Origin of the sequence: Pseudomonas sp. 008 (genome assembly GCF_016861935.1) — a bacterium.
In the GTDB taxonomy this organism is placed as follows: domain Bacteria; phylum Pseudomonadota; class Gammaproteobacteria; order Pseudomonadales; family Pseudomonadaceae; genus Aquipseudomonas.
Genome location: NZ_BOMA01000006.1, coordinates 153,224 through 178,747, shown reverse-complemented (window position 1 = coordinate 178,747; position 25,524 = coordinate 153,224). Strand labels below are relative to the sequence as shown.

The 25,524-nt window shown below is 60.1% G+C and carries 26 protein-coding genes; 2 read left to right on the top strand and 24 right to left on the bottom strand.

Going from position 1 to position 25,524, the window contains the following annotated elements; all coding sequences use genetic code 11:
- Nucleotides 1–29 precede the first annotated feature (29 nt).
- The 17 genes from JUI81_RS14505 to JUI81_RS14425 form a co-directional block, all read right to left on the bottom strand.
- Nucleotides 30–590: a DUF1285 domain-containing protein gene (locus JUI81_RS14505; RefSeq protein ID WP_019582739.1), complete on the bottom strand. Its 561-nt coding sequence runs from the start codon at nt 588–590 to the stop codon at nt 30–32.
- A gap of 16 nt (nt 591–606) precedes the next feature.
- Nucleotides 607–1,212, bottom strand: a complete 606-nt coding sequence (locus tag JUI81_RS14500) for a DUF4823 domain-containing protein (protein WP_019650440.1) — start codon at nt 1,210–1,212, stop codon at nt 607–609.
- Between the two features lie 159 nt (nt 1,213–1,371).
- Entirely contained in the window at nt 1,372–2,340 is a 969-nt protein-coding gene (locus JUI81_RS14495) for a GTP 3',8-cyclase MoaA (RefSeq protein ID WP_018926212.1), read from the bottom strand.
- Nucleotides 2,341–2,486: 146 nt separating this feature from the next.
- On the bottom strand, nt 2,487–3,125 hold the full coding sequence (locus JUI81_RS14490; protein WP_007942012.1) for a TetR/AcrR family transcriptional regulator: 639 nt from the start codon (nt 3,123–3,125) through the stop codon (nt 2,487–2,489).
- 383 nt (nt 3,126–3,508) lie between these two features.
- Complete coding sequence (locus JUI81_RS14485; RefSeq protein ID WP_019582737.1) at nt 3,509–4,300, bottom strand: TatD family hydrolase; 792 nt, start codon at nt 4,298–4,300, stop codon at nt 3,509–3,511.
- Nucleotides 4,301–4,314: 14 nt separating this feature from the next.
- Nucleotides 4,315–4,671 carry a PilZ domain-containing protein gene (locus JUI81_RS14480; protein WP_019582736.1) on the bottom strand — a complete coding sequence of 119 codons (357 nt, stop codon included), beginning with the start codon at nt 4,669–4,671 and terminating at the stop codon, nt 4,315–4,317.
- Between the two features lie 32 nt (nt 4,672–4,703).
- A complete protein-coding gene (locus tag JUI81_RS14475; protein ID WP_018926215.1) occupies nt 4,704–5,690 on the bottom strand; it encodes a DNA polymerase III subunit delta' in 987 nt (328 codons plus the stop codon).
- The gene (gene tmk / locus JUI81_RS14470; RefSeq protein WP_007942008.1) at nt 5,683–6,315 is read right to left on the bottom strand and encodes a dTMP kinase; all 633 of its coding nucleotides are present in this window, start codon (nt 6,313–6,315) and stop codon (nt 5,683–5,685) included. Before tmk ends, JUI81_RS14475 begins: the two co-directional genes overlap by 8 nt.
- Before the next feature lie 19 nt (nt 6,316–6,334).
- Nucleotides 6,335–7,525 (bottom strand): endolytic transglycosylase MltG, encoded by a 1,191-nt coding sequence (gene mltG, locus JUI81_RS14465; protein ID WP_204124549.1) that lies wholly within the window; start codon nt 7,523–7,525, stop codon nt 6,335–6,337.
- A 3-nt stretch (nt 7,526–7,528) separates the two neighbouring features.
- Nucleotides 7,529–8,344: an aminodeoxychorismate lyase gene (gene pabC, locus JUI81_RS14460; protein WP_019582733.1), complete on the bottom strand. Its 816-nt coding sequence runs from the start codon at nt 8,342–8,344 to the stop codon at nt 7,529–7,531.
- A complete protein-coding gene (gene fabF, locus JUI81_RS14455; RefSeq protein ID WP_007942005.1) occupies nt 8,344–9,588 on the bottom strand; it encodes a beta-ketoacyl-ACP synthase II in 1,245 nt (414 codons plus the stop codon). The genes pabC and fabF overlap by 1 nt, the downstream gene beginning before the upstream one ends.
- A gap of 109 nt (nt 9,589–9,697) precedes the next feature.
- On the bottom strand, nt 9,698–9,934 hold the full coding sequence (gene acpP, locus JUI81_RS14450) for an acyl carrier protein (RefSeq protein WP_003175607.1): 237 nt from the start codon (nt 9,932–9,934) through the stop codon (nt 9,698–9,700).
- 192 nt (nt 9,935–10,126) lie between these two features.
- The gene (fabG, locus tag JUI81_RS14445; RefSeq protein ID WP_007942004.1) at nt 10,127–10,870 is read right to left on the bottom strand and encodes a 3-oxoacyl-ACP reductase FabG; all 744 of its coding nucleotides are present in this window, start codon (nt 10,868–10,870) and stop codon (nt 10,127–10,129) included.
- 16 nt (nt 10,871–10,886) lie between these two features.
- The gene (fabD, locus tag JUI81_RS14440) at nt 10,887–11,825 is read right to left on the bottom strand and encodes an ACP S-malonyltransferase (RefSeq protein ID WP_026286430.1); all 939 of its coding nucleotides are present in this window, start codon (nt 11,823–11,825) and stop codon (nt 10,887–10,889) included.
- Between the two features lie 125 nt (nt 11,826–11,950).
- Entirely contained in the window at nt 11,951–12,961 is a 1,011-nt protein-coding gene (gene plsX, locus JUI81_RS14435; RefSeq protein ID WP_081625794.1) for a phosphate acyltransferase PlsX, read from the bottom strand.
- A gap of 3 nt (nt 12,962–12,964) precedes the next feature.
- Nucleotides 12,965–13,147, bottom strand: a complete 183-nt coding sequence (gene rpmF / locus JUI81_RS14430; protein WP_003179396.1) for a 50S ribosomal protein L32 — start codon at nt 13,145–13,147, stop codon at nt 12,965–12,967.
- Nucleotides 13,148–13,160: 13 nt separating this feature from the next.
- The gene (locus JUI81_RS14425) at nt 13,161–13,688 is read right to left on the bottom strand and encodes a YceD family protein (protein WP_007942001.1); all 528 of its coding nucleotides are present in this window, start codon (nt 13,686–13,688) and stop codon (nt 13,161–13,163) included.
- Nucleotides 13,689–13,793: 105 nt separating this feature from the next.
- Between JUI81_RS14425 and JUI81_RS14420 the strand changes: the two genes are divergently transcribed.
- On the top strand, nt 13,794–14,372 hold the full coding sequence (locus JUI81_RS14420; RefSeq protein ID WP_019582731.1) for a nucleoside triphosphate pyrophosphatase: 579 nt from the start codon (nt 13,794–13,796) through the stop codon (nt 14,370–14,372).
- 60 nt (nt 14,373–14,432) lie between these two features.
- On the opposite strand, the gene sppA is transcribed toward JUI81_RS14420, so the two are convergent.
- From sppA to rluC, 3 genes are read right to left on the bottom strand one after another with little or no spacing between them, the layout of a single operon-like run.
- On the bottom strand, nt 14,433–15,422 hold the full coding sequence (gene sppA / locus JUI81_RS14415; protein ID WP_019582730.1) for a signal peptide peptidase SppA: 990 nt from the start codon (nt 15,420–15,422) through the stop codon (nt 14,433–14,435).
- Nucleotides 15,423–15,446: 24 nt separating this feature from the next.
- Nucleotides 15,447–16,109: an HAD-IA family hydrolase gene (locus JUI81_RS14410; protein WP_018926225.1), complete on the bottom strand. Its 663-nt coding sequence runs from the start codon at nt 16,107–16,109 to the stop codon at nt 15,447–15,449.
- Nucleotides 16,096–17,055 (bottom strand): 23S rRNA pseudouridine(955/2504/2580) synthase RluC, encoded by a 960-nt coding sequence (gene rluC, locus JUI81_RS14405; RefSeq protein ID WP_007941997.1) that lies wholly within the window; start codon nt 17,053–17,055, stop codon nt 16,096–16,098. The genes JUI81_RS14410 and rluC overlap by 14 nt, the downstream gene beginning before the upstream one ends.
- Nucleotides 17,056–17,755: 700 nt before the next feature.
- Here rluC and rne point away from each other — a divergent pair.
- Nucleotides 17,756–20,959, top strand: a complete 3,204-nt coding sequence (rne, locus tag JUI81_RS14400; protein ID WP_204124548.1) for a ribonuclease E — start codon at nt 17,756–17,758, stop codon at nt 20,957–20,959.
- Nucleotides 20,960–21,050: 91 nt separating this feature from the next.
- On the opposite strand, the gene JUI81_RS14395 is transcribed toward rne, so the two are convergent.
- The 4 genes from JUI81_RS14395 to JUI81_RS14380 are packed head-to-tail and all read right to left on the bottom strand — an operon-like array spanning nt 21,051 to nt 25,412.
- Nucleotides 21,051–21,644 carry an NTP transferase domain-containing protein gene (locus tag JUI81_RS14395; RefSeq protein ID WP_204124547.1) on the bottom strand — a complete coding sequence of 198 codons (594 nt, stop codon included), beginning with the start codon at nt 21,642–21,644 and terminating at the stop codon, nt 21,051–21,053.
- Complete coding sequence (locus JUI81_RS14390) at nt 21,641–22,624, bottom strand: XdhC family protein (protein WP_204124546.1); 984 nt, start codon at nt 22,622–22,624, stop codon at nt 21,641–21,643. Before JUI81_RS14390 ends, JUI81_RS14395 begins: the two co-directional genes overlap by 4 nt.
- Entirely contained in the window at nt 22,624–24,945 is a 2,322-nt protein-coding gene (locus JUI81_RS14385) for a xanthine dehydrogenase family protein molybdopterin-binding subunit (RefSeq protein WP_204124545.1), read from the bottom strand. The genes JUI81_RS14390 and JUI81_RS14385 overlap by 1 nt, the downstream gene beginning before the upstream one ends.
- Entirely contained in the window at nt 24,942–25,412 is a 471-nt protein-coding gene (locus JUI81_RS14380; RefSeq protein WP_007941956.1) for a (2Fe-2S)-binding protein, read from the bottom strand. Before JUI81_RS14380 ends, JUI81_RS14385 begins: the two co-directional genes overlap by 4 nt.
- Nucleotides 25,413–25,524: the final 112 nt, after the last annotated feature.

Sequence of the window (25,524 nt, the reverse complement as noted above, 5' to 3'; positions counted from 1 at the left end):
CGGGCCGTTTCGTTTCTCGGGTTCAGCGCTTACGGCTCAAGTCCGATCGGGAAAAACTCACCACCGCTCCAGACACCGAGCCAGCTCTGCCCGTCAATCTCACGGCTCACGGCCAGCTCTACCAATTGGTAGAACACATTGCGGTGAATCAGCGCTTCAAGGTTGCTGCGCACATGCACGTACGGGGCGGGTTCCTGAGTCACCGGGTCGATCACCACGCGCATGGGGTGCTCGACACCGGCGTCGGTGGTTTCATCGACGTTGGTGGTAAAGCGCAAGACCTGAGCCTCACCCTCGCCTTCGACTTCCACGGCAATCGCCACGAACGGTGCGTCGTCGACCTTGATGCCGACCTTCTCGACTGGAGTAATCAGAAAGTAATCATCGCCGTCGCGGCGAATGATGGTGGAGAACAGCTTGACCATCGGCTTGCGCCCGATCGGCGTGCCCAGGTAATACCAGGTGCCGTCGCGGGCGATGCGCATATCGATGTCGCCACAGAAGTCGGGGTTCCACAAGTGGACCGGTGGCAAGCCTTTGGTTTTGGGGATTTGTCCCAGCAGGTCATTGGCTTTTTGCGGGCCACTCATGGCGTTCTCCTTTGAATTACTGATCGCTGATCCCCAGCAGGCTACGAGCGTATTGCTCCAGCGGCGGGCCCAGCAGATCTTCTGGTTTGTTATCGTGGAACGTCAGTAAACCGCCACGACTCTTGATACGTGCAGTATCGATCAAATACTGGGTGCTGGTCTCGATCAACATGATCTGTATGACGCCACTGTCGATCCCGAGGCGATCCGAGCGTTCCTGATCGATCAATTCGTCCGTGTTGCCGATGCGGTCGTCGGCCTTGGCAAAACGTGTATAGAGCAGGTAGTGGGCACCGGCGGCACGGGCTTCGCCCATGGCGGCGTCGAGGCCTTCCGGCGCGCGGGCACGGCGGACCATCGGGAAATATTCGATAAAGCCGTTGAAGGCTTCTTCGGCCACCACGTTAGGTCGCGGATAGGCAGTGCCCGGCGGCGCGAAGGCGCCCTGGGCGATGTAGATGAACGAATCTGGCTGAATGCGGATGTTATTCACGCGACGGCTGTCGCTGTGGTCCAGCAGCCCCGCGTCGCTCATGTGGTAGCGAGTTCCTTCAGCCATATCGCTGACATTCATGCAGCCACCAAGCGCCAAAACGGCCAGCAGCAAAACCAGGCTACGCATCCTTCCCTCCAGAAGCCGGTGACGGAAAACCGGCGAATGGCCGAGGGATGCAGCTTCCGCGCCAGCTCATGCCAGGATCATCTTTGTAGCAGCTGCCGAAGGCTGCGTTCGGCTGTAGCAGCTGTCGAGCCCCAGCGAGGCAGCTGCTACAGATCGCGATCAGCCGCCGATGATTTTCATGATGGTCGCGCCACCGGAGAACGCCACTTCCTGCTTGTCCCCCAGAGCCTTCACCAGCAGTCGCTGCAACGCCGGCAATGCCTGGTGACGAGGTTTGTCCAGCAGATCGCCGACATAGTGGCGATTACTCGACGACAGGCAGCCATGCAGCCAGCCAGTGGACGACAAGCGCAACCGCGAGCAGGTGCGGCAGAACGGCACGCTTTCGTTGGCGATCACGCCGAAGTGGCCCTGCCCCGGAATCTCGTAGCGCACCGCCGTGGCATCGACCGGCGCGTCGGCCTGCAGGTATTCGTAGTGTTCGCCGATCAGGCTCAGCAATTGCTGAAGGCTGACGAACTGTTGCAGGAAGGCGTTGGAATCGCTGGCCAGGTGGCCCATGCGCATCAACTCGATGAAGCGCAGCTCGTAGCCACGTTCCAGGCAGTAATCGAGCAGTGGCATCACCTGATCAAGGTTTTGCCCACGCAGCGGCACCATATTGACCTTGATCTTCATGCCGGCTGCCGCGGCCTGGGCCATGCCGTCGAGCACGGTCGCCAGATCGCCGCCGCGGGCAATGCTGCGGAAAGCCCCGGCGTCCAGGGTATCGAGGGAAACGTTGATGCGCCGAATGCCGGCATCCACCAGCAGCGGCAGCTTCTTCGCCAACAGCTGGCCATTGGTGGTCAGACTGATGTCCGCCAGCCCCATCTGCCCGACGGCGGTCATGAAGGCTTCGAGTTTGGGGCTGACCAGTGGCTCGCCACCGGTAATGCGCAGGCGCTCGATGCCGGCTGCTTCGATCAGATAGGCCACGCCGCGTGCCATCGCCTCGGCCGACAACTCATCCTGCGCAGCCACCAGCCGTTTGCCGTTGGGCACGCAGTAGGTACAGGCGTAGTTGCAGGCGGAGGTCAGACTGATCCGCAAATTGCGAAAACGCCTGCCTTGACGGTCAACGATCATGGATCACTCCGGCGAAAGAAGATTCGAACGCGCAAAACTTGACTCACAAATCAAGTTTTAGCAAGCCCTATGCCTGAGTATATTCCTGCGGTACTGCGCCACGTAGCTAAATCATGGCTCATGGCGCAATTAGACAACTGGATGGCTCAGCTGCTCGGAGTGTCGGTATCGCGCTTGCGTTTGTTGCCCATGCGCACGCCGATGTCCATCAGGAACTGGAAGAAACCTTCCTGATCTTCCAGCACATTGCTCCAGAACGGCGAGTGATACAGCGCCACGGCGCCATGCACCAGCGCCCAGGCTGCGCAGTAATGGAAGTAAGGCGGCACGTCTTCGAGCTTGCCTTCGCTGATCCGGCCCTTGATCAGCAGAGTCAGGCGTTCGAAGTTCGAGGCGCGGATCTTGTGCAGTTCCTCCACCATCTCCGGTACCTGGTTGCCCTTGACCACCTTTTCTTCCAGGCGATCGAACAACCGATAGCGTTGCGGATCGCGCATGCGGAATTCGAAGTAGGCCCGGGACAGGGCTTCCTTGTCCTTATCGACATCGGCGGAATGCAACAGCTCGTTCAAATCACGCTCGTAGTCGAGCATCAGGCGCAGGTAGATCTCCGCCTTGGATTTGAAGTGCTTGTAGATCGTGCCTTTGCCGATACCTACGGCATCAGCAATCATCTCGACGGTGACACTGTCTTCACCTTGTTCGAGGAACAGCTTGAGCGCGGTATCGAGAATTTCTTGCTCGCGGCGACGAAACTCACGGACCTTACGAGGTTCTTTATGCATAAGAAAAGGTCTGTAGGGGTCAAAATTCGAAGCCGCGTATTATGCCTAACTTGCGCAAAAATGCACGGATCATCCGACCATATATGTGTTTCTTGATGAATTCACGCGACCTCGCCGGTTGATGAGAACTCAACCGAAGCGCACGTATTCCAAATTTGTTTAAAAACCCGACCAACCAAACTGGACTCGGCGCGATACTGATCAATACTTCAACTGTCGGCGAGGCATCTCCCCCAAGTGTCGCGCCGATGAAGGTACCAAAGGATTGCGTGCCTTTGTTTTACTCCTAATGGTCTTAACCCGGATTCACCCCCCAGAACCCGGGTTTTTTTTGCCTGCAATTTAAGGGCAAAGCCCGCCACAGGTTGCGACATTTTCCAACGTTACGCCGATGCCCTGACGTGCGCCAACGGAAATAACCGCTTGAAATTCTCGGTAGTCTGCTCGGCAAATCGCTCGTAGGGCTCGCCTCGCAACATTGCCAGAAATTCCGCTACCTCACGCACGTACTGCGGCAGGTTCGGTTTGCCGCGATACGGGATCGGCGCCAGGTACGGCGAATCGGTTTCCACCAGCAAGCGGTCGGCCGGCACTTTGCTGGCCACATCGCGCAAGGCATCGGCATTGCGAAAAGTGACAATACCGGACAAGGAAATGTAATAACCCATATCCAGCGCGGCCTTGGCCATCTCCCAGTCTTCGGTGAAGCAATGCAGAACGCCTGCTTGAGGCAGCGCCGCCTCACGCAGCAGTTCAAGGGTGTCGGCCCGGGCGCCACGGGTGTGGATGATTACCGGTTTTCCGGTCTGTTGCGCCGCTTGCAGGTGCAGGCGGAACGACTCCTGCTGCAACTCTGCCGCTTCCGGTTCGTAGTGGTAATCCAGGCCGGTTTCCCCGATCGCCACCACCCGCGGATGATTGAGTTCGCGCAACAGCCAATCCAGCGCCGGAGCGGCACCCGGCTGCACGTCCAGCGGATGCACGCCGACCGAACAATCGACGTCGTCGTAGCGTTCGGCCAGGGCTTTGACATCGGCGGCGTTCTCAACGCTGACGCCAATGCACAGAAAGTGCCCTACTCCCCTCTGACGAGCCGCGTCGAGCGCGGCATCCAGGGAGCCATCGTGGGCGGTGAGGTCGAGGCGATCAAGGTGGCAATGGGAATCTACAAGCATAAAAGGGCTGCAACTTACATCGTATGAGTGGGACGGTCGGACTTCAGGGCTCCGGCCAGATGGGTTTCGATTCGACTGCGCGCGGTGTCATCGCCTTCGTTGAATTGCACGCCGACTCCAGCGGCGCGGTTGCCTTGGGCACCTTTAGGGGTAATCCAGGTGACCCTGCCGGCGACCGGGATCTTTTCCGGTTCGTCCATCAGGTGCAGCAGCATGAAGACCTCATCGCCCAACTTGTAGCTCTTGTTGGTCGGGATAAACAGGCCACCGTTCTTGATGAATGGCATGTAGGCCGCGTAGAGCACGGACCTGTCCTTGATGGTCAAGGACAAAATGCCATTGCGCGGCCCCGGACTGATGGGTTCGTTCATGCTGACCTCCATTTCTGATGATCAGAGTCTAGTCACCTCTGGGCAGGCAAGGATACCCATTGCACCAACAGCGCCTCCAGCAACAGCGCCGGATTGAGGTTGGCCTTGCTCATCACTTTCTGCCGTTGGGCTAGAATCCAGTCCTGAATATTCAGGACTTTATCCTGAGCGGCTTTCTGCGCCAGGTATTGAATCACCTTGCGCATGTCCGCCAGCCCCAGCCCCGCTTCATCCTGAGTCAACTGATAACGCAGGATCAGGCTCGACCAGTCGCAGAACCAGTCGAACAGCAGCAACATGGGAATGGTTTTCCATTCCTCGGCCAGTTGTGTCGGCGATTGCTGCTGCTTGAGCAACTTCTTCACGCCCTCGACCACCAGCGCCCGCTGCTCGCGCACGCCTTGGGCCTGCAATTTGACCGCGGCCAATGGCGAACCGGCAGCAAGGGTCAGCAGTTCAATGCGCTCGTCTTCCGAGCAGTCCGGCAACGTCTTGGCCAGCCACGCCAGGCTCATGGCTTCGCTCGGCAATGGACAGGCCTGCTGTACGCAACGGCTCTTGATGGTCGGCAGCAGACGACTGGTCTGGTGGCTGACCAGCAGCAATACGGTGTCGCCGGACGGCTCTTCAAGGCTTTTGAGCAAGGCGTTGGCGGCGTTGATGTTCATCGACTCGACCGGCTCGATCAGCACCACTTTGCGACCGCCCATCTGCGAGGTCTGAACCACGAAGCTGACCAGGTCACGCACCTGATCGACCTTGATCGCCTTGTCTGCCTCTTCCGGTTCCAGGACGTAGTTGTCGGGATGACTACCGGCCTTGAGCAGCAGGCAGGATTTGCACTCACCGCAGGCGCCTTGGGCGGTCGGACGCTGGCACAACAAACTGGCCATCAACCGCTCGGCCAGCGCACGCTTGCCGATCCCGGCCGGGCCATGCAGCAAATAGGCATGGGCGTGCTGGGCACGACCGGCCAATTGCTGCCAGAGACTGTCCTGCCACGGATAGGCTTCAGCCACGGGTCAACTCCAGCAGACGTGGCAGCAAGGCATCCAGAGACTGCTGGACCTGCGCCAGCGGTTGAGCGGCATCCACCAGGACATAACGCGCAGGATCCGCTTTGGCACGCTCGAGGAAGGCACTGCGCACGGCATCGAAGAACGTGCGGCCTTCAAGCTCGAAGCGGTCCAGGCGACCGCGGGCACTGGCGCGGGCCAGGCCCACTTCCACCGGCAGATCGAAGATCAGCGTCAAGTCCGGGCGCAGATCGCCCTGGACGAATGTTTCGAGGGTCGCGATACGCTCCAGCGACAAACCGCGACCACCGCCCTGGTAGGCATAGGTCGAATCGGTAAAACGATCACACAGAACCACCGCGCCACGGGCCAGCGCCGGGCGGATCACCTCGGCCAGGTGCTGGGCTCGCGCGGCGAACACCAACAGCAGCTCGGTGTCAGGGTTCATGACCTCATCGACCGGCGCCAACAACACGTCGCGGATCCGCTCGGCCAGGGGCGTGCCACCCGGCTCCCGGGTCAACACCACCTCGATCCCGGCGGCGCGCAGACGCTCGGCCAGGTATTCGCGATTGGTGCTCTTGCCGGCACCTTCCGGGCCTTCCAGGGTAATAAACAAGCCAGTCACAGGCAGTCCTTAATCAGAGTCATTGCGGGCTTTGCGGCGCCGGAGCATCCCGCTCGGGTGCTGGCGCAGGCTCTTGTGCAGAGCCTTGCGGCGCTAGTTGTGGCACGTCTTCGGCCGCCGTATCAGGCGAAACCGCCGGGATCGGCGCCTGGGCATCATCCGTCAGCGGCGTGGTAGTCGGTGCCGGGCTGGAACGGTAATCGGCCCGGCGATTGAGCTGGAACTCCCGCACCGCATTGTTATGGGCGTCCAGATCATCGGAGAACACGTGGCTGCCATCACCGCGCGCAACAAAATACAGGCTGTTGCCGTCCGCCGGATTCAACGCCGCATGGATCGCCTCGCGGCCGACCATCGCGATCGGAGTCGGCGGCAGGCCAGCGATCAGGTAAGTGTTATACGGCGTCGGCTCCTTGAGATGGGCGCGGGTCAACTTGCCGTTATAGCGATCGCCCAAGCCGTAGATCACCGTCGGATCGGTCTGCAGCAACATGCCCATCTCCATGCGCCGCACGAACACGCCGGCGATTTGCCCGCGTTCCTGCGGCACACCGGTTTCCTTTTCCACCAGCGAGGCCATGATCAGCGCCTGATAGGGTTCGGTGTAGGGCACGTCGGCAGCACGCTGGCTCCACTCCTTGGCGAGGACTTCGTCGAGGCGGTCGTAAGCCTTCTTGAGCAGATCGACGTCAGTCATGCCACGCACGAAACGGTACGTGTCGGGGAAGAAGCGCCCTTCCGGGAAAATCCCGCCGTGCCCGAGCTTGTCCATCACCTGGCTGTCGCTCAGACCGTTGAGGGTCTGTTCGAGCTTTTCATCCTTGGCCAGGGCCGCGCGGACCTGATGGAAATTCCAGCCTTCGACCAGCGTCAGGCTGTACTGAACCATTTCCCCGCGCTTCCACAGGTCGATCAACCCTTCGACTGTCATGCCGGGAACCATGCGGTATTCGCCGCTGTGCAGCGGTTGGCCCGCCAGGTTGAAGCGCCAGTACACACGCAGCCAGAAAGCGTCCTTGATGACACCATCGGCTTCAAGTCGAATGAAAGTGCGGTTCGGCGTAGTACCTTTGGGCACTTCCAACAGCTGTTCCTGGGCGATGTTCAGCGGCTGTTCCAGCGCCGAATGGATTTTCCAGGCGCAAGCGCCCGCCAACAGCCCCGCCAGAACCAGTCCGGTTTCCAGCAGCAGCAATAATTTACGTCTCACGAATCAGGCATCCAGTAGCGCACGGGCAATGGTTTGGAGTTTACGGGTGAGCGGCCCAACCGGCCAGCTCAGTGCGGCATAGGCGCGCACCGGCCAAACGCCATAAACGCTGTTGCAGACAAAGACCTCATCAGCCCATTGCAGCTGTTCGAGGGTAATGTCGGTGATTTGTGTGGGGATCCCCAATGACTCGGCTTGAAACAATAATTCGGCACGCATCACGCCTGCCACGCCACAACGTTTGAGATCGGCGGTCACCAGCACGCCATCGCGCACCAGGAACAGATTACTGAACACACCTTCGATCACCCGCCCGACCTGATCCAGCATCAAGCCTTCGGCATGCTCGGTGTCCTGCCATTCGGAACGGGCGATAACCTGCTCCAGACGATTCAGGTGCTTGAGACCGGCAAGCAATGGCTGCTTGGAAAGCCGTGTTGTACAAGGGAACAGGCGCACGCCTTGCTTCGCATGCACAGCCGGATAGGCAGCAGGAGGATTGCCTTGCAGAATGCGCCGGGCCTGGGCCGAAGGATCGGGGGCGTAACCGCGCAGGCTGTCGCCGCGGGTGAGAATGAGTTTGAGCACGCCCTCGCCCAGCGCGGCGGCATAGGCCAGCAGCTCCGCGCGGATCAGCTCATGATCGGCGGCAATCGCCAGGCGCGAACAGCCTTCGGCCAGACGCGACAAATGTCGATCCAGCAACAACGGCTGCCCGCCCTTGACGGCGATGGTCTCGAACAGGCCATCGCCGTAAGCCAGGCCGCGATCTTTCAGCGACAAAGCGTCAGCCGGTTGACCGTCGACCCAGCTGTCCATCAGTCAGCGAACCGGCGGAACACCAGCGAGCCATTGGTACCGCCAAATCCGAAGGAGTTGGACAGCACCACGTCGATATCCATGCCGCGCGCGGTGTGGGGTACGAAGTCGAGGTCGCAGCCTTCGTCCGGCTCATCGAGGTTGATGGTCGGCGGGGCTACCTGACTGTTGATTGCCAGTACGCTGAAAATCGCCTCGACCGCCCCTGCCGCACCCAGCAGGTGACCGGTCATGGACTTGGTCGAACTGACGGCCAGTTTGTAGGCGTGATCGCCGAACACCGATTTGATCGCACAGGCTTCGGCGAGGTCGCCAGCCGAGGTCGAAGTGCCGTGGGCATTGATGTACTGCACCTGATCACCATTGATCTTCGCATCGCGCAAGGCATTGGTGATGCAACGCGCAGCACCCGCGCCATCGGCCGGTGGCGAGGTCATGTGGTAGGCATCGCCACTGGTGCCGAAACCGATCAGCTCGGCGTAAATGGTCGCACCACGGGCCTTGGCGTGCTCCAGCTCTTCGAGAACCAGTGCGCCGGCACCATCGGACAGCACGAAGCCATCACGACCCTTGTCCCATGGACGACTGGCACGGGTCGGCTCGTCATTGCGGGTCGACAGTGCGCGGGAGGCACCAAAGCCGCCCATGCCCAGACCACATGCGGCCATCTCGGCGCCGCCGGCGATCATTACGTCGGCTTCGTCGTACATGATGTTACGTGCAGCCATGCCGATGCAGTGCGTACCGGTGGTACACGCCGTGGCGATGGCGTAGTTAGGTCCCTGTGCACCCAAGTGAATGGACAGGAAACCGGAAATCATATTGATGATCGAGCCAGGCACGAAAAACGGAGAAATCCGCCGTGGGCCGGAATCATGCAGTGTGCGGCTGGTGTCTTCGATATTGGTCAGACCGCCAATACCCGAGCCCATGGCCACGCCGATACGCTCGCGATTGGCGTCGGTAACCTCAAGACCTGCGTTACGCACGGCTTGAAAACCTGCAGCCAGACCGTATTGAATGAACAGGTCGAGTTTGCGGGCTTCCTTGACCGACAAGTATTCCTCGACATTGAAGCCCTTTACCGAGCCGCCAAAACGGGTGGAATAGGCAGAAAGGTCGGTGTGTTCGATCAGACCAATGCCACTGCGGCCAGCCAGAATGCCCTGCCAACTGCTCGGCACATCCGTGCCCAGTGGCGACAACATACCCATACCGGTGACTACGACGCGTCTACGCGACACAGCACTCTCCTTTTTTCAAATGACGACTTCGCACAAGGCCTAAAGAAAAAACCGCACGCCATGATGGCAGTGCGGTTTTTCCATGACAGCGAGCGACGACTAAAAACTATTACGCCTGATGGCTGGTAACGTAGTCGATTGCTGCTTGTACAGTAGTGATCTTTTCAGCTTCTTCGTCAGGGATTTCGGTCTCGAATTCCTCTTCCAGAGCCATCACCAGCTCAACGGTGTCAAGGGAGTCGGCACCCAGGTCTTCAACGAAGGAAGCGGTGTTGACCACTTCTTCTTCTTTAACGCCCAGTTGCTCAGCAACGATTTTCTTGACGCGCTCTTCGATGGTGCTCATACCTTGTTTTCACTCCTAATGGACAAATTCAGGCAGCTGGCCAGTGGGTAAGTGTATAGAAAGACTTTTCAGTTTTTCAACTGAAAGCTTCACTCCTCAAACCCTGCGGCCCTCTGCCGATAAAATAGATTGCAGCTTTATAACGGATTTTAGACAGCTCGTATGACATTTTTTTGAAGCAATCCGTCACATTTAACTCATGTACATCCCGCCGTTCACCGGGATTGTAGCCCCAGTAACGTAAGCCGCACCGTCGGACGCAAGAAAAGCGACCACAGACGCGATCTCTTGAGCTTGCCCCAGACGACCCAGCGGAATTTGCGTCTGCAAGGCTTCACGCTGCGCCTCGGGCAGTTCGCGGGTCATATCGGTGTCGATGAACCCTGGGGCCACCGAGTTTACCGTAATCGAACGCGAACCGACTTCACGCGCCAGCGCACGGCTGAAACCTTCCAGACCGGCCTTGGCGGCTGCGTAGTTTACTTGGCCTGCGTTGCCCATGGCACCCACAACCGAGCCAATACTGATAATTCGTCCCCAACGGGCTTTGGTCATACCGCGCAAAACGCCCTTGGACAGGCGGAACAGACTGTTCAAGTTGGTATCGACAACGTCATGCCATTCGTCATCTTTCATGCGCATCATCAGGTTATCGCGGGTGATACCGGCATTATTGACCAGGATCGCCGGCGCACCGAACTGCTCCTGAATGCTCGCCAGCACGGCCGCTACGGACTCGTCGCTGGTGACATTGAGTTCCAGGCCAGTGCCCTGAATACCGTTTTCTTTCAGAGTGGCGGCGATACGCTCGGCACCCGATGCGGAGGTCGCAGTGCCAACAACGATGGCACCCTGACGACCCAGCTCCAGAGCGATAGCCTGGCCGATACCACGGCTGGCACCGGTGACCAGTGCAACTTTACCTTGCAGACTCATGCAAGCTTCTCCTTGATCAGACCAGCGCTGCACGGGCGGCAGCGAAAGCATCTGGGGTATTGAGGTTAGAGGTCGACACGCCTTCAGCGCAACGTTTGTTCAGACCGGCCAGAACCTTGCCCGGACCGCACTCGACCAGTTGGGTCGCGCCCTTGGCAGCCAGTGCCTGGACCGATTCGACCCAGCGCACAGGCTTGTAAAGCTGCTCAAGCAGATCGCGCTTGAGGGTTTCCAGATCGGCTGGTACGTCGGCACTGACGTTCTGCACTACTGGAATCTGCGGCGCCTGCCAGTCGATCGCTGCGATCGACTCAGCGAATCGCTCGGCGGCCGGACGCATCAACTCGCAGTGGGATGGCACACTGACCGGCAACGGCATGGCACGCTTGGCACCACGCGCCTTGCAGCCTTCGATGGCGCGTTCGACCGCAGCCTTGGCGCCGGCAATCACTACCTGGCCCGGCGAGTTGAAGTTGACCGCGCTGACCACTTCACCTTGCGCCGCTTCGGCGCAGGCTGCCAGCACGTCAGCATCGTCCAGACCGAGGATAGCGGCCATGCCGCCCTGCCCGGCCGGAACGGCTTCCTGCATCAATTGACCGCGACGCTCTACCAGCTTCACCGCGGCGCCCAGGCTCAGGCTGCCCGCAGCCACCAGAGCGCTGTATTCACCCAGGCTGTGACCGGCAACGTAAGCCGGACGCGCGCCGCCTTCAGCCAGCCACAGACGCCACAAGGCGATCGAGGCGGTCAGAATGGCCGGTTGGGTTTTATCGGTTTGATTGAGTAGTTCTTCCGGCCCTTGCTGGGTCAGTGCCCACAGGTCGTAACCCAGAGCATCGGAAGCTTCTTTGAATGTTTCAAGGACCACTGGGTGTTGCGCGCCCAACTCGGCCAGCATGCCGAGGGACTGCGAACCCTGTCCTGGAAAGACGAATGCGAGGGAAGCAGACATGTAACAAGCCCCTAATGATCTTGTCGTCGGAGAATTGACGTCCCGCCAGGGGAACGCAAGAAACTGACAGTTGGATGGCTCATTGAACTGAGCGGTCACATTTAAGCATTGTCTGACGAAAACGCCTAAGGCAACAAATCTTCCAGGCGCCCATGAAGACGTTCCGGCAAGTTTTCCTGGATCTCGATCAAGGCGCGCTGAATCGCACTCTGAAAGCCCTGAACCCCCGCCGAACCATGACTTTTCACGACAATTCCCTGCAAACCGAGGAAACTTGCGCCGTTATGGCGTGCCGGCGCCAGCTCGGCCTGCAAGCGTTTCATCAGCGGCAGCGCCAGTGCGCCTACCAGTTTCGACGCGAAATTTTTCTTGAACTGGGCTTCGATGCGCCCGGCAATCATGGTCGCCAGGCCTTCGCTGGACTTGAGCAGGATGTTACCGACAAAGCCGTCACACACCACCACATCCGCCTCGCCACGGTACAAACCGTCGCCCTCGACAAACCCGATGTAGTTCAGGCCACGCGCATTTTGCAGCAGGGTCGCCGCCAGCTTGACTTGCTGATTGCCCTTAATGTCTTCGGTGCCGATATTCAGCAACGCGACCCGTGGGCGAACAACGCCCAAGGCTTGCGCCGCCACAGACCCCATCACCGCAAACTGCAACAAATGCTCGGCACTGCAATCGACATTGGCGCCCAGATCGAGCAACTGGCAGAAACCTTTCTCGGTCGGAATGGCGGCGACCATGGCCGGCCGATCGATCCCCGGCAAAGTTTTGAGCACAAACCGCGACAACGCCATCAGCGCACCGGTATTGCCGGCACTGACGCACGCCTGGACCTTGCCATCACGCAACAACTCCAGCGCCACGCGCATCGACGAATCAGGCTTGCCGCGCAGGGCTTGGGCAGGCTTTTCGTCCATGGTGATGACTTCGGACGCCGGCACAATCGACAGGCGCGAGCGATCCACAGCCGATTGGCCAGCGATCAATTCTTCAAGTAGGGAGGGTTGACCGACAAGGGTCAGGTGCAGCGAGGGCGTAGCTGACAGACAAGCAAGGCTGGCCTGAACAATGCTGCGGGGACCGAAGTCCCCGCCCATTGCGTCAATCGCGATGACTTGAGCGGACAAGGATTACTCGTCAGCGCCCTTGTCGATCACTTTACGGCCACGGTATACGCCTTCTGGCGATACGTGGTGACGCAGGTGAACTTCACCGGTGGTTTTTTCTACAGACAGGGTGCTAGCCTCGAGAGCATCGTGCGAACGACGCATGTCACGGGCAGAGCGGGATTTTTTGTTCTGCTGAACAGCCATAATTGATTAACTCCTAAACGTTTGGGTCACGCTTTAACTGCGCCAATACACTGAACGGGTTGGACCGCGTTACCTCGTCCTCGCTCGGTTCGGGCTCATCTGCTCCCGCCGGCTGCTGGCATTCTTCCGGATGATGAGCAGGCACAATGGGCAAGGCGAGCAGAAGCTCCTCCTCGATCAGTGACTGCAGATCCAATGGATCTTCGCCCAGTTCCAGCACGTCATAACCTTTCGGCAACGACTGGGTATTCGCACCCTCCTTCACCACAGCATAACTGCATTCGCTATGGATCGGCAGGGTGACCAGCTCAAGACAACGCTGGCAAACCATTTTGACTTCGGTGTCGATAAAGCTGTGGATTACCACAGACTTACGTTCATCTCGTTCAAAAACGAATTTAGCCTGCACCGTACCGACATTGTCGGAAAGCGGGTCGCAGAGTCTCTCCAAATCGGCCAGCAGCATTTCACCTTGAAGGGTGGTGCCACGGTCAGCCAATTTGCGCGGGTCAACGTGAGGTGGAATCGGGTCATTCAACATAGGCGCAGCATTATAGGGATGCCCCCAGCCATGTCAAAGGAAATTCAGCCCTGTCTGCCACTTGAGCCTGCGCTAGAATTCGCCCCTTGCCCTTTGGAGATGCGCATGCTGCCTTTATTACTCGCTTCAAGCTCGGTTTATCGCCGGGAATTGTTGGCCCGCCTGCAGTTGCCGTTTACTTGCAGCTCGCCGGATATCGACGAAAGCCATCGCCCGGACGAGTCAGCCATCAAACTGGTAAAACGCCTCGCCGAAGAAAAAGCCCGCGCACTTGCCGCCAGTCATCCCGCCCACCTGATCATCGGCTCGGACCAGGTCGCGGTACTGGGCGAGCGGATTATCGGCAAGCCACACAGCTTCGAAAAGGCCCGCGAACAACTGCTCGCATCGAGCGGTGCCAGCGTGACGTTCCTCACCGGCCTGGCATTGCTCAACAGCCAGACCGGCCACTGCCAGGTCGACTGCGTGCCGTTTACCGTGCACATGCGCGCACTCGACGCAGCACGCATCGAACGCTACCTGCACGCCGAACAGCCCTACGACTGCGCTGGCAGCTTCAAGGCTGAAGGATTGGGGGTGAGTCTGTTTCAAAGCACCGAAGGCCCTGACGCCACCAGCCTGATCGGCCTGCCACTGATTCGCCTGGTTGACATGTTGCTGGCTGAAGGCCTGCAAATACCCTGAACCGACTGCGCGCGCACAAAAAAACCGGCCACACAGGCCGGTTTCTTATGCAGCCAACGATCAGCGCAACGCCGGCCCCTGGAAGCCCATCCACATCGCCAAATGCTCAGCCACGCTGGCACCGAGCTTTTTCGAGAAGCGATCAAACGGCGACTCCTGGATAGTGAAGTCCACCAGCTCTTTCTCGCCAATCACGTCACGCGCCACCGAACTGGCACTGCCCAGACCATCAATCAAGCCCAGCGGCAGCGCCTGCTCACCGGACCAGACCAGCCCGGAGAACAGCTCCGGATGATCTTTGTCCTTGAGACGATCGCCACGCCCCTTCTTGACGCTACTGATGAACTGCTGATGAGTGGTGTCGAGCACACCCTGCCAGAACTGAGTTTCTTCGGGCTTCTGCGGCTGGAACGGATCGAGGAATGATTTGTGCTCGCCAGAGGTGTAGGTACGACGCTCGACGCCCAACTTTTCCATGGTGCCGACGAAACCGTAACCGGCCGCGGTCACACCAATGGAACCCACCAGGCTCGCCTTGTCGGCATAGATCTGATCTGCCGCACTGGCAATGTAATAGGCACCGGAAGCCCCCAGATCCGAGATCACCGCGTAAACCTTGGTATCCGGATGCAGGCCGCGCAAACGACGGATCTCGTCATAGACATAACCCGACTGCACCGGACTGCCGCCCGGACTGTTGATCCGCAGGATCACACCCTTGACCTTGTTGTCCTCGAAGGCTTTACGCAGGCTGCTGACGATATTATCTGCACTCGCCGGCTCTTTGTCGGCGATCATGCCGGTTATATCGATCAGCGCCGTGTAACCGGAACCGCGAGTGGCGCTTTTTTCCATATCCATCAGCGGCGAGAACAAGAACAACGCAAACAACAGATATGCAAAGGTCAGCAGCTTGAAGAAAATCCCCCAGCGACGGGACCGGCGATGCTCCTGCACACTGGCCAGCAGGGTCGTTTCCAGCAGCTTCCAGCTTTTTTCGTCACCGCTCTCTGCGCTCGCCTTGGCGGGTGCTTTCCATTCGTCGGTCATGACATTTACCCCTGCAAAAAACCGTTATGCCCGCTGACTCAGCCAGGCGCGCAATTCTGAAAAACGATCAATGGACAGTCGAGGCTCGAACTGCTGCAACGCCTCAATCGATTGAGCGCCATAGCTGACCGCCACCGAATCCATGCCGGCGTTGCGCGCCATCTGCAGATCGAAGGACGAATCCCCGACCATCAGCGCCTGCTCCGGGCGAACCTCGCAATGGGCGAGAATCTGCTCAAGCATCAACGGATGCGGCTTGCTGGCCGTTTCATCGGCTGCGCGAGTGACATCAAAATAATCTTCCCAGCCGTGAGCTTTCAGCACCCGGTCCAGCCCGCGCCGAGCCTTGCCGGTGGCAACCGCCAGGTGATAGCCGTCGGCACGAAACGCTTCCATCGACTCAAGCACGCCCTCGAACAACGGCGAAGGAACAGCCTCCGCCGCGATGTAGTGCTCCGCATAATAGTCACGGAAAGCCATCAGTTCGCCATCGCCGATCTCGGGATACAAGGTCCGAATCGCTTCCGGCAACCCGAGACCGATAATGCCTTTGACCGCAAAATCATCGCGCAACGGAAAGCCGGAGCGCCTGGACGCCACGTGCATCGCCTCGACAATCCGACCAATGGAGTCTGCGAGCGTACCGTCCCAATCGAAAATCAGCAGTTTGTAATCAGATGGGCGCACTCAATCGCTCCACGGTTTTGGCCCACATCTCGTCGACCGGCGCCTGCAACTTCAGCTCGCCGCCATCAGGCAGCGGCACGGTCAGCATGTAGGCATGCAGGAATAGACGCTTGCCGCCCAGATCACGAATTTCCTTGCTGAAATCTTCATCGCCGTACTTGGTGTCGCCGGCGATGCAATGCCCGGCATGCAAAGTATGGACGCGAATCTGGTGAGTGCGACCGGTGATTGGCTTGGCTTCGACCATGGTGGCAAAGTCACCGAAGCGGCGCAGCACCTTGAACACGGTCAGCGCCTCCTTGCCCTCTTCGTCGACTTCGACCATGCGTTCGCCGGAGCGCAGATTGCTCTTTTGCAACGGCGCACGGACTTGCTTGATCGAGGTCGCCCAGTTGCCGCGCACCAGCGCCATATAGCGCTTGTCGACGCCATCACCGCGCAATGCGGCGTGCAAGTGACGCAACATGCTGCGCTTTTTGGCGATCATCAGCAGGCCGGAGGTGTCCCGGTCGAGGCGGTGAACCAACTCAAGCTCTTTTGCATCGGGACGTAACTGACGAAAGGCTTCGATGACGCCGTAATTCAAGCCGCTGCCGCCGTGAACCGCGATGCCAGCGGGCTTGTTGATCACGATCAGCGCCTTGTCTTCATAGACAATCGAGGCCTCGAGCCGCTGCAGCAGCCCCTGCGCCAGTGGCACGGGCTCGTCGCGTTCGGGCACGCGAACCGGCGGCACGCGCACGATGTCGCCCGCCTGCAGCTTGTATTCGGGCTTGATCCGACCTTTGTTCACCCGCACTTCGCCTTTACGCAAAATGCGGTAAATCAAGGTCTTGGGCACGCCTTTGAGCCGAGCGAGAAGGAAGTTATCAATACGTTGGCCGGCATATTCCGGCGAGACCTCAAGCAGTTGTACGCCTGGGGTCGAAGGGGCAGTAGTCGTCATGGTGCGGATGATAACAATTTTTTATGGAATTGAAGCACTTAATCATTGCTGCTATAGTCGCGAACGCCGCCAAAAGTGGCCTGGACAGCGGACTAACGGTCAAAAACCGGCCCTGACCAACGCAATTCACGAGGACGAGAGGCCGTCCTACGGGGCTTTCGCTACGTAACGGCAGAGTTTGCAGTTGTAACAAGCGCAGGTGACATAAGGCCTGAATCATGCCGCAAAGCAGAGTTTTCACTCGCCTTCCGAGCAAATATTCACGGCCAGTTCACAAAGTGCAGTCAGCTGCAAACGACCCCGAGCGAACGCTTCGGAAACAACGCCTAAATTAGCCATGATGCGTGACCTCCCCTTTCGGAGCTCACGGTAAATGCCAACCCGCTGCGGATTCTGCGCGCGGCAGCACCCGAATTATCAGGGATACGTGTAGGGTGGAGATGCACAACCGCTGGACTGTGTAGCAATAGGCTTTATCAAGACGCTTCATCTCGTCCACAGCCGCCGGTTGATTCCTCCTCCTGACTGAGTGCTTAAGTAGCCACAGCAAGCAGGACGCGTACGTCGCGATACCGGCCCAATTGGTCGGACATCGCTGGACACGGGAATGGCCAACCACTCCCGACGCACCTGACACCGACCGTGAGAAGTCGTGTGTGCCGAACGCCGTTTCCGGCAGCCCGGAAACCGACGGTACTACATGAAAAGAATGCTGATTAACGCGACTCAACCTGAAGAGTTGCGTGTTGCACTGGTAGATGGCCAACGCCTCTACGACCTGGACATCGAATCCGGTGCACGCGAGCAGAAGAAGGCCAACATCTATAAAGGCCGGATTACTCGCATCGAACCAAGCCTTGAGGCTGCCTTTGTCGATTTCGGCTCTGAGCGCCACGGCTTCCTGCCCCTCAAAGAAATCTCCCGCGAATACTTCAAGAAAACCCCTGAAGGCCGCGTCAACATCAAGGACGTCCTGAGCGAAGGCCAGGAAGTCATCGTTCAAGTCGAAAAAGAAGAACGTGGCAACAAGGGCGCCGCCCTGACCACTTTCATCAGTCTGGCCGGTCGTTACCTGGTTCTGATGCCGAACAACCCACGTGCCGGCGGTATCTCCCGTCGCATCGAAGGTGAAGAGCGCAACGAACTGCGTGAAGCCCTCAACGGCCTGGTTGCACCGGCCGACATGGGTCTGATCGTTCGCACTGCCGGCCTTGGCCGCAGCAGCGAAGAAATGCAGTGGGACCTCGACTACCTGCTGCAACTCTGGACCGCCATCAAAGAAGCCTCGCTGGACCGCGCCGCGCCGTTCCTGATCTACCAGGAAAGCAACGTGATCATCCGCGCCATCCGCGATTACCTGCGCCAGGACATCGGCGAAGTGCTGATCGACAGCGTTGAAGCCCAGGACGAAGCCCTGACCTTCATTCGCCAGGTGATGCCGCAGTACGCCAGCAAGATCAAGTTGTACGAAGACAGCGTTCCGCTGTTCAACCGCTTCCAGATCGAAAGCCAGATCGAAACCGCCTTCCAGCGCGTCGTCGAACTGCCTTCCGGCGGCTCCATCGTCATCGATCCGACCGAAGCCCTGGTGTCCATCGACATCAACTCGGCGCGCGCCACCAAAGGCAGCGACATCGAAGAAACCGCTCTGCAGACCAACCTTGAAGCCGCCGAAGAAATCGCCCGTCAGTTGCGCTTGCGCGACATCGGCGGCCTGATCGTCATCGACTTCATCGACATGACCCCTGCCAAGAACCAGCGCGCCGTGGAAGAGAAAGTCCGCGAATGCCTGGAAGCCGACCGCGCCCGCGTGCAAGTCGGTCGCATCTCGCGCTTCGGCCTGCTGGAAATGTCCCGTCAGCGCCTGCGTCCATCGCTGGGCGAAAGCAGCGGCATCGTTTGCCCGCGTTGCAACGGCACCGGCATCATCCGCGACGTTGAATCGCTGTCGCTGGCGATCCTGCGCCTGATCGAAGAAGAAGCCCTGAAAGACCGCACCGCCGAAGTTCGCGCACAAGTGCCGATCCCGGTGGCGGCGTTCCTGCTCAACGAAAAACGCAACTCGATCACCAAGATCGAACTGCGCACCCGCGCCCGCATCGTCATTCTGCCGAACGATCACCTCGAAACGCCGCACTTCGAAGTTCAGCGTCTGCGCGATGACAGCCCGGAAGCCAGCATCAACCAGTCCAGCTACGAGATCGCTGCTGCCGCTGCGGAAGTCGAAGAAGTCCAGCCAGCCGCCGCGACCCGCACCCTGGTTCGCCAGGAAGCCGCGGTCAAGACTGCACCGGCCCGCGCCAACGCTCCGGTTCCGACCGAAGTCGTCGCCGCGCCAGTGGCTGCGCCAGCTGCCGCGCCTGAGCCAAGCCTGTTCAAGGGCCTGGTGAAGTCGCTGATCAGCCTGTTCGCAACCAAGGAAGAGCCTGTTGCTCCGGTTGTGGTTGAAAAACCAGCGACCACCGAGCGCCCTGCCCGCAACGAAGAGCGTCGCAACGGTCGTCAGCAGAGCCGCAACCGTAACGGTCGCCGCGATGAAGAGCGCAAGCCTCGTGAGGAACGTGCACCGCGTGAAGAGCGCGCACCACGTGAGCCACGCGAAGAGCGTCAACCACGCGAAGCCCGCGAAGAAACGCCTGTAGTAGCCCGTGAAGAACGTGCACCACGCGCTCCTCGTGAAGAACGTGCACCGCGCGCACCGCGTGAAGATCGCAAGCCACGTGGCGATCGTGAAGAGCGTCCGGTTCGTGAACTGCGCGAGCCTCTGGATGCCGCTCCGGCCGCCGCTGCCACCGCTGAAGAGCGTCCGGCCCGTCAGCCACGCGAAGAGCGCGCTCCACGCCCACCGCGTGAAGAACGTCAACCACGCACCGAGCAAGCCGCTGCTGCCGCTGCCGAAGAAGAGCTGCCAACCAACGAAGAGCAACTGCAGGAAGACGGTCAGGAAGTCGCCGAAGGCGATCGTCCACGCCGCCGCTCCCGTGGCCAGCGTCGTCGCAGCAACCGTCGTGAGCGTCAGCGCGATGCCAACGGCAACGTGATCGAAGGTTCGGAAGAATCCGAATCCGCTGAAAACGCCGAAGCGCCAAGCGCTGCCGATCTGGCCGCCGGCCTGGCTGTTACCGCAGCCGTTGCCAGCACCGTGATCAGCGCACCTGCTGAAGCACAAGCCAACGAGCAAGCCGAACGCGCTACTGCTGCCACTCTGGAAACCGCTCCGGTTGAAGCGCCAGTGGTTGAAGCGACCACGCCGGTGGAAGTCATCGCCGCTCCGGAAGTTGAAGTGGCACCGTTGCGTGAAGCACAGCCGGAAGTTGAAGCTGCCGCCGAACCAGTGGTTGCTGCAGAACCTGTCGTTGAAGCACCAGTGGCTGAACCGGCACGTGAAGCTCGCGAAGTTCGTGAAGAACAAACCACGTTCAACTGGGTTGCCGAGCCACCGGTTGCTGTCGAAGCTCCAGCGCCAGTCGCTGAGGCTCCGGTTGCTGAAGCCCCAGCGGCTGAAGCCACGGTCTCCGAGCCAGTGGTTGCGGCTGCCGAGCCTGCTCCGCTGCTTGAAGCACCGGTGGTTGCCGAAGCTGCACCCGTGGTCGAAGCTGCCCCTGTCAGCGCTCTGACTCCAAGTGGCCGTGCGCCGAACGACCCACGTGAAGTACGTCGTCGCAAGCGTGAAGCCGAGCGTCTGCAGAAGGAAGCCGAACTGGCTGCCGCTGCTGCTCCGGCCGCTGCCGAGCCAGCACCGGTTGTTGCTGAAGTCGTCGAGGCAGCCCCTGCCCCGGCCGCTGAAGTGCCTGCCGAGCCGGTTGAATCCGCGATCGACGAAGCACCGCGCTCCGTTCAAGAAGCGGTAGAGCAACACGAGCAAGCCCTGGAAAAAGAGCACGAGCCTAAACCCCTCGCCTGATTCCATCGGCCACTAAAAAGCCCCGCTTGGTGATCCAGGCGGGGCTTTTTTTATGTCGGTTGCTTTGCAGGAAAACCGCGATGGCGGTGCATCAGGCGAAGACCAACCTCTCTGGCGTGTCCACATCCCACAACACACCCGGATCCTCCACCGCCACCTCAACCACCCTCGCCTGCGCAAACAGTGACTTGGCGCCCTGATCGCCGGTCAACGCCATCAATCCCGGACCGAAGCTTCGCCCGAACCCCACCGGATGCCCATATTGCCCTTCATGCACCGGCACGCTGATGGCGTCATCCGCAATGGCCGCGACGACCTGTTCAATGCTCGACGGCAGGATAAACGGCATATCCCCCAGCATGATCAGCCAGCCACCGAGGTGCGAACAGGCCGCCACTCCCGCCGCAATGCTGTCGCCCAGGCCGGTCGTCTCGATTCGCACAATCTCGCAACCATAAGCCTGCGCCATGCGAATCACTTGCGGGCGGTCCGCGGTGGTGACCAGCACACGCTTCTCGAGTGTGGCTGGCAGATTCACCAGCACCTGCTCGATCATTGAGTGCACGGTGATGCCATCACGGGCGGTGCAGTCCACCAGCAACTTGTCCTTATCGTCACCCGCTACCTGTCGAAACCGGCTGCCCTGCCCCGCGGCTAAAACGATAACGCCAATGGAGTCGCTCATATGCCCTCCTGCAACGGCCTCTTCTGCTTGAGCTCGATGCCGTTCTTGATCGCCACAATCTCGGCCAGCAGCGACAAGGCGATTTCCGCCGGAGTATGGCTGCCGATGTGCAAGCCGATCGGGCCGTGCAAACGCTCGATGGCCTGTTGGGACAAGCCTAGCTGAGCCAGGTTGTTCCGGCGCTTCTGGCTGTTGACCCGAGAACCCAGCGCCCCGACATAAAACGCCCTGGAGTCCAGGGCCGTGAGCAGCGCCATGTCATCCAGGCGCGGATCGTGGGTGAGTGCGACGATGGCAGTGCGTTCGTCGGTCTGGATGGTCAGCACCGCTTCGTCGGGCATGCCCGGTACGAATCGACCGTGTTGTTCTTCCCAGCCGTAGACGAACTCGGTGCGCGGATCGCAGATCAGCACTTCGAAATCCAGCAGCCGCGCCATCTCGGCGACATACCGCGATAGCTGCCCCGCGCCGATCAACAACAATCGCCAACGCGGGCCATAAATGGCGCGCAGTGTGTTGCCGTCAAAACTCAGCACATCGTGCTTGTTCGCCGGCTGCAAAACCACTTCACCGGTCGCTATATCCAACGAGCGCGCCACGATTTCATGTGCCTCGCAGCGTGCCAGCAATTGGGCGACCCACGCCGGATCGCCGACGCGCTCCTCGGTCAGGCGCAACGTGCCGCCGCAGGGCAAACCAAACCGCGCGGCCTCCTCACGAGTGACGCCATAAGTAATCAACTGCACCGGCGGCCCATCGGCCGGGATACGGCCATCGTGCAGCCGGGCAATCAGGTCATCCTCGACACAGCCACCGGACACCGAGCCAATCACTACGCCATCGCCACGCAAGGCGAGCATGGCGCCAGGTGCCCGGGGCGCAGTGCCCCAGGTCTGGACCACGCTGTACAACATCACCCGCTGACCGGCGCGGCGCCATTCCAGCACGCTGCGCAGGACGTTCAGATCGACGCTGTCCATCAGGCGTCAGCCTTCTGCCAGCCTTGCAGCTGATAGCGAACCGGCAAGTTACGGATGCGTTTGCCCGTGGCGGCGAAGATCGCGTTGCACAGCGCTGGCGCAATCGGCGGCACGCCCGGCTCACCGACCCCGCCCAACGGCACATTGCCCGGTGGTGTGACCAGGTGCACGGCGACTTCTTTCGGTGCCAGGGACATGCGCGCCACCTCGTACATGTGGAAGTTATCCTGCTGGACCTTGCCGTCCTTGAAGCTGATCTCTCCCCACACCGCGTTGCCCAGACCCATGACGCAGGCGCCTTCGAACTGCGAGCGAATCCGCTCGGGGTTGATCTGCGGGCCGCAATCCACGGCGATGTCGGCCTTGTGCACGATCAGCGTGCCATCGTCTTTGACTTCGACTTCGATCACCGCCGCCACATACGTCACGAAGCTGTAATGCACCGCCAGGCCCAGGCCTCGGCCCTTGGGCAACTTACGCCCCCAACCGGCGGCTTTGGCGGCGGTTTCCAGCACCGTGCGCATCCGTGCGGTATCGATAGGATAGCGCTCGGGGGATTCGCCGTAGTTCCACTCCTCACTCAAGGTACGCGGATCGATCTGACGGTCCGAGCCAAGCAGCTTGATCTGGTATTTGAGCGGGTCCTGGCCGGCCTTATGTGCCAGTTCATCGACAAAGCACTGAATCGCGAAGCCGTGGGGAATGTTCGACACCGAGCGATACCAGCCGACCCGCGTGTGCACCGCCGCTTCAGGGTTTTCCAGGCGCACGTTGGGGATCGCATAAGCCATGTTGGTAAAGCCCATGCCCAGCTCGAAAGCCGCCTCATGGTTCATCCCCGGCGCGAACAGCGCGGTGATGCTCGGCGCCACCGTACGGTGCAACCAGCCAGACGGCAAGCCGTCCTTATTCAGACTGGCCTTCAGATACTCGGCAGACACGGTGTGGAAATACGAGTGGTGGATGTCGTCTTCACGGGTCCACTGCACCCGCACCGCTTTGCCCGGGAATTCCTTGGCCAGGATCGCCGCTTCAATCACGAAGTCCGGCTTGGACTTACGACCGAAACCACCGCCGAGCAAGGTGACATTGAACGTGACGTTATCGAATGGAATGCCCAGGCGCTCGCCAATCCGCTCGCGGGTGACTTGCGGCGCCTGACTCGGCGCCCAGGCCTCACACACACCGTCCTTGAAACGGGCGATGGCGACCATCGGCTCCATCGGCGATTGCGCCAGGTGCGGCAGATAGTAAGAAGCTTCAAGGGTGCTGTCGGCAGCGCTCACGGCCTGGTCGATGTTGCCGGTGTTGCGCACCACTTTGCCGGGCTTGAGCGACGCGGCTTCGAGTTCCTTGCGGTAGGCGATCGAGTCGTAACTGGCGTTGGGGCCGTCATCCCACTCGATCTTCAGCGCTTCGCGACCCTTGATCGCCGCCCAGGTGTTGCTGGCCACCACAGCCACACCGCCAAGCGGCTGGAACTCGGACGGCAGTGGACGACTTTCGACTTGCAGGACCTTGATCACCCCAGGGACTTTCATCGCAGCGCTGGCATCGAAGGATTTGACCTTGCCGCCGTAGACCGCCGGACGGGCGATGGTGGCGAAAAGCATGCCATCGAAATGCACATCGGCGCCGTAGACCGCACGACCGTTAACGATGTCCGCACCGTCGATGGCCTTGGTCCCTTCCTTGCCGATGTAGCGAAACTCCGACGGCTGCTTGAGCCGCAGGCTGTCGCGTGCCGGCACCGCCAGCGCACTGGCAGCCGCGGCCAACGCGCCGTAGCCCAGTTCACGGCCGGTCGGTTTATGGATAATTTTGTGCAGTTGCGCATGGCATTCGCCGACCGGCACTTTCCATTGCTCGGCAGCGGCTTGCTCAAGCATGGTCCGCGCGGCAGCACCGCAACGGCGCATCGGCTCGTACCAGTGACGCATGCTGCGCGAACCGTCGGTATCCTGGTTGCCGAAACGTACTTCGTCGCCCGGCGCCTGTTGCACTTTGACCTGTGCCCAGTCGGCGTCCAGTTCATCGGCCACCACCATGGACAGACTGGTGCGCACGCCCTGGCCCATTTCCGAACGATTGCAAATCACCGTCACGCTGCCGTCGGCGGCAATGCTGATGTAAACCTTCGGGTCATCGATCCAGCCGTTGGGCATGCCGTCGGCACCGAATTTCTGCTCTTTTTCGGCGGCCAATGCATCCTGCCAGCCCCAACTGGCAGCCAGCACCAGCGCACTGGTGGCGCCCACGCCTTTGAGGAAACCGCGGCGGCTGAGGTTGCTTAGTGCAAAATCATTCGGTAGCTGGCTCATGCCTTGGCCTCCTTCAGGTGAGTGGATGCCTGGCGGATGGCGGTCTTGATCCGGTTGTAGGTGCCGCAACGGCAAATATTGCCGACCATCGCCTCTTCAATCTGCTCGTCGCTGGGGTTCGGGTTGGTTTTCAGCAGCGCGGTGGCCGACATGATCTGTCCGCCCTGGCAATAACCGCACTGAGCCACGGCGCTGTCGAGCCAGGCTTGCTGGACGACTTTGCCCACCGGGTCGGCGTGCAGGTTGTCGATGGTGCTGACGTTCTGGCCGACCACCGAGCCGATCGGTGTGATGCAACTGCGCGCTGGCGCGCCGTCGATATGAATGGTGCAGGCGCCACACAGGCCCATGCCGCAGCCGAATTTGGTGCCGTTGTAGCCAGCCACGTCGCGGATCGCCCAGAGCAGCGGCATGTCCTCGGTGACATCGAGTTGATGATCTTGACCATTGAGTTTCAGGGTAATCATGGGCACGCCCGCATAGTTATAGAGGTTATGGGGTCGAGCAATCTGCCGCTTGGGGTTCGCGGTTCACTACACGCAGATCGACTCAGGCTAATCGGCTCTCTTATGTAGACGC

Excerpts from the sequence above, each read along its gene's own strand:
- JUI81_RS14505 (WP_019582739.1), bottom strand. The coding sequence starts at position 590 with ATGAGTGGCCCGCAAAAAGCCAATGACCTGCTGGGACAAATCCCCAAA.
- JUI81_RS14500 (WP_019650440.1), bottom strand. The coding sequence starts at position 1,212 with ATGCGTAGCCTGGTTTTGCTGCTGGCCGTTTTGGCGCTTGGTGGCTGC.
- JUI81_RS14495 (WP_018926212.1), bottom strand. The coding sequence starts at position 2,340 with ATGATCGTTGACCGTCAAGGCAGGCGTTTTCGCAATTTGCGGATCAGT.
- JUI81_RS14490 (WP_007942012.1), bottom strand. The coding sequence starts at position 3,125 with ATGCATAAAGAACCTCGTAAGGTCCGTGAGTTTCGTCGCCGCGAGCAA.
- JUI81_RS14485 (WP_019582737.1), bottom strand. The coding sequence starts at position 4,300 with ATGCTTGTAGATTCCCATTGCCACCTTGATCGCCTCGACCTCACCGCC.
- JUI81_RS14480 (WP_019582736.1), bottom strand. The coding sequence starts at position 4,671 with ATGAACGAACCCATCAGTCCGGGGCCGCGCAATGGCATTTTGTCCTTG.
- pabC (WP_019582733.1), bottom strand. The coding sequence starts at position 8,344 with ATGGACAGCTGGGTCGACGGTCAACCGGCTGACGCTTTGTCGCTGAAA.
- acpP (WP_003175607.1), bottom strand. The coding sequence starts at position 9,934 with ATGAGCACCATCGAAGAGCGCGTCAAGAAAATCGTTGCTGAGCAACTG.
- fabG (WP_007942004.1), bottom strand. The coding sequence starts at position 10,870 with ATGAGTCTGCAAGGTAAAGTTGCACTGGTCACCGGTGCCAGCCGTGGT.
- fabD (WP_026286430.1), bottom strand. The coding sequence starts at position 11,825 with ATGTCTGCTTCCCTCGCATTCGTCTTTCCAGGACAGGGTTCGCAGTCC.
- rpmF (WP_003179396.1), bottom strand. The coding sequence starts at position 13,147 with ATGGCTGTTCAGCAGAACAAAAAATCCCGCTCTGCCCGTGACATGCGT.
- JUI81_RS14425 (WP_007942001.1), bottom strand. The coding sequence starts at position 13,688 with ATGTTGAATGACCCGATTCCACCTCACGTTGACCCGCGCAAATTGGCT.
- JUI81_RS14420 (WP_019582731.1), top strand. The coding sequence starts at position 13,794 with ATGCTGCCTTTATTACTCGCTTCAAGCTCGGTTTATCGCCGGGAATTG.
- sppA (WP_019582730.1), bottom strand. The coding sequence starts at position 15,422 with ATGACCGACGAATGGAAAGCACCCGCCAAGGCGAGCGCAGAGAGCGGT.
- rluC (WP_007941997.1), bottom strand. The coding sequence starts at position 17,055 with ATGACGACTACTGCCCCTTCGACCCCAGGCGTACAACTGCTTGAGGTC.
- rne (WP_204124548.1), top strand. The coding sequence starts at position 17,756 with ATGAAAAGAATGCTGATTAACGCGACTCAACCTGAAGAGTTGCGTGTT.
- JUI81_RS14395 (WP_204124547.1), bottom strand. The coding sequence starts at position 21,644 with ATGAGCGACTCCATTGGCGTTATCGTTTTAGCCGCGGGGCAGGGCAGC.
- JUI81_RS14390 (WP_204124546.1), bottom strand. The coding sequence starts at position 22,624 with ATGGACAGCGTCGATCTGAACGTCCTGCGCAGCGTGCTGGAATGGCGC.
- JUI81_RS14385 (WP_204124545.1), bottom strand. The coding sequence starts at position 24,945 with ATGAGCCAGCTACCGAATGATTTTGCACTAAGCAACCTCAGCCGCCGC.
- JUI81_RS14380 (WP_007941956.1), bottom strand. The coding sequence starts at position 25,412 with ATGATTACCCTGAAACTCAATGGTCAAGATCATCAACTCGATGTCACC.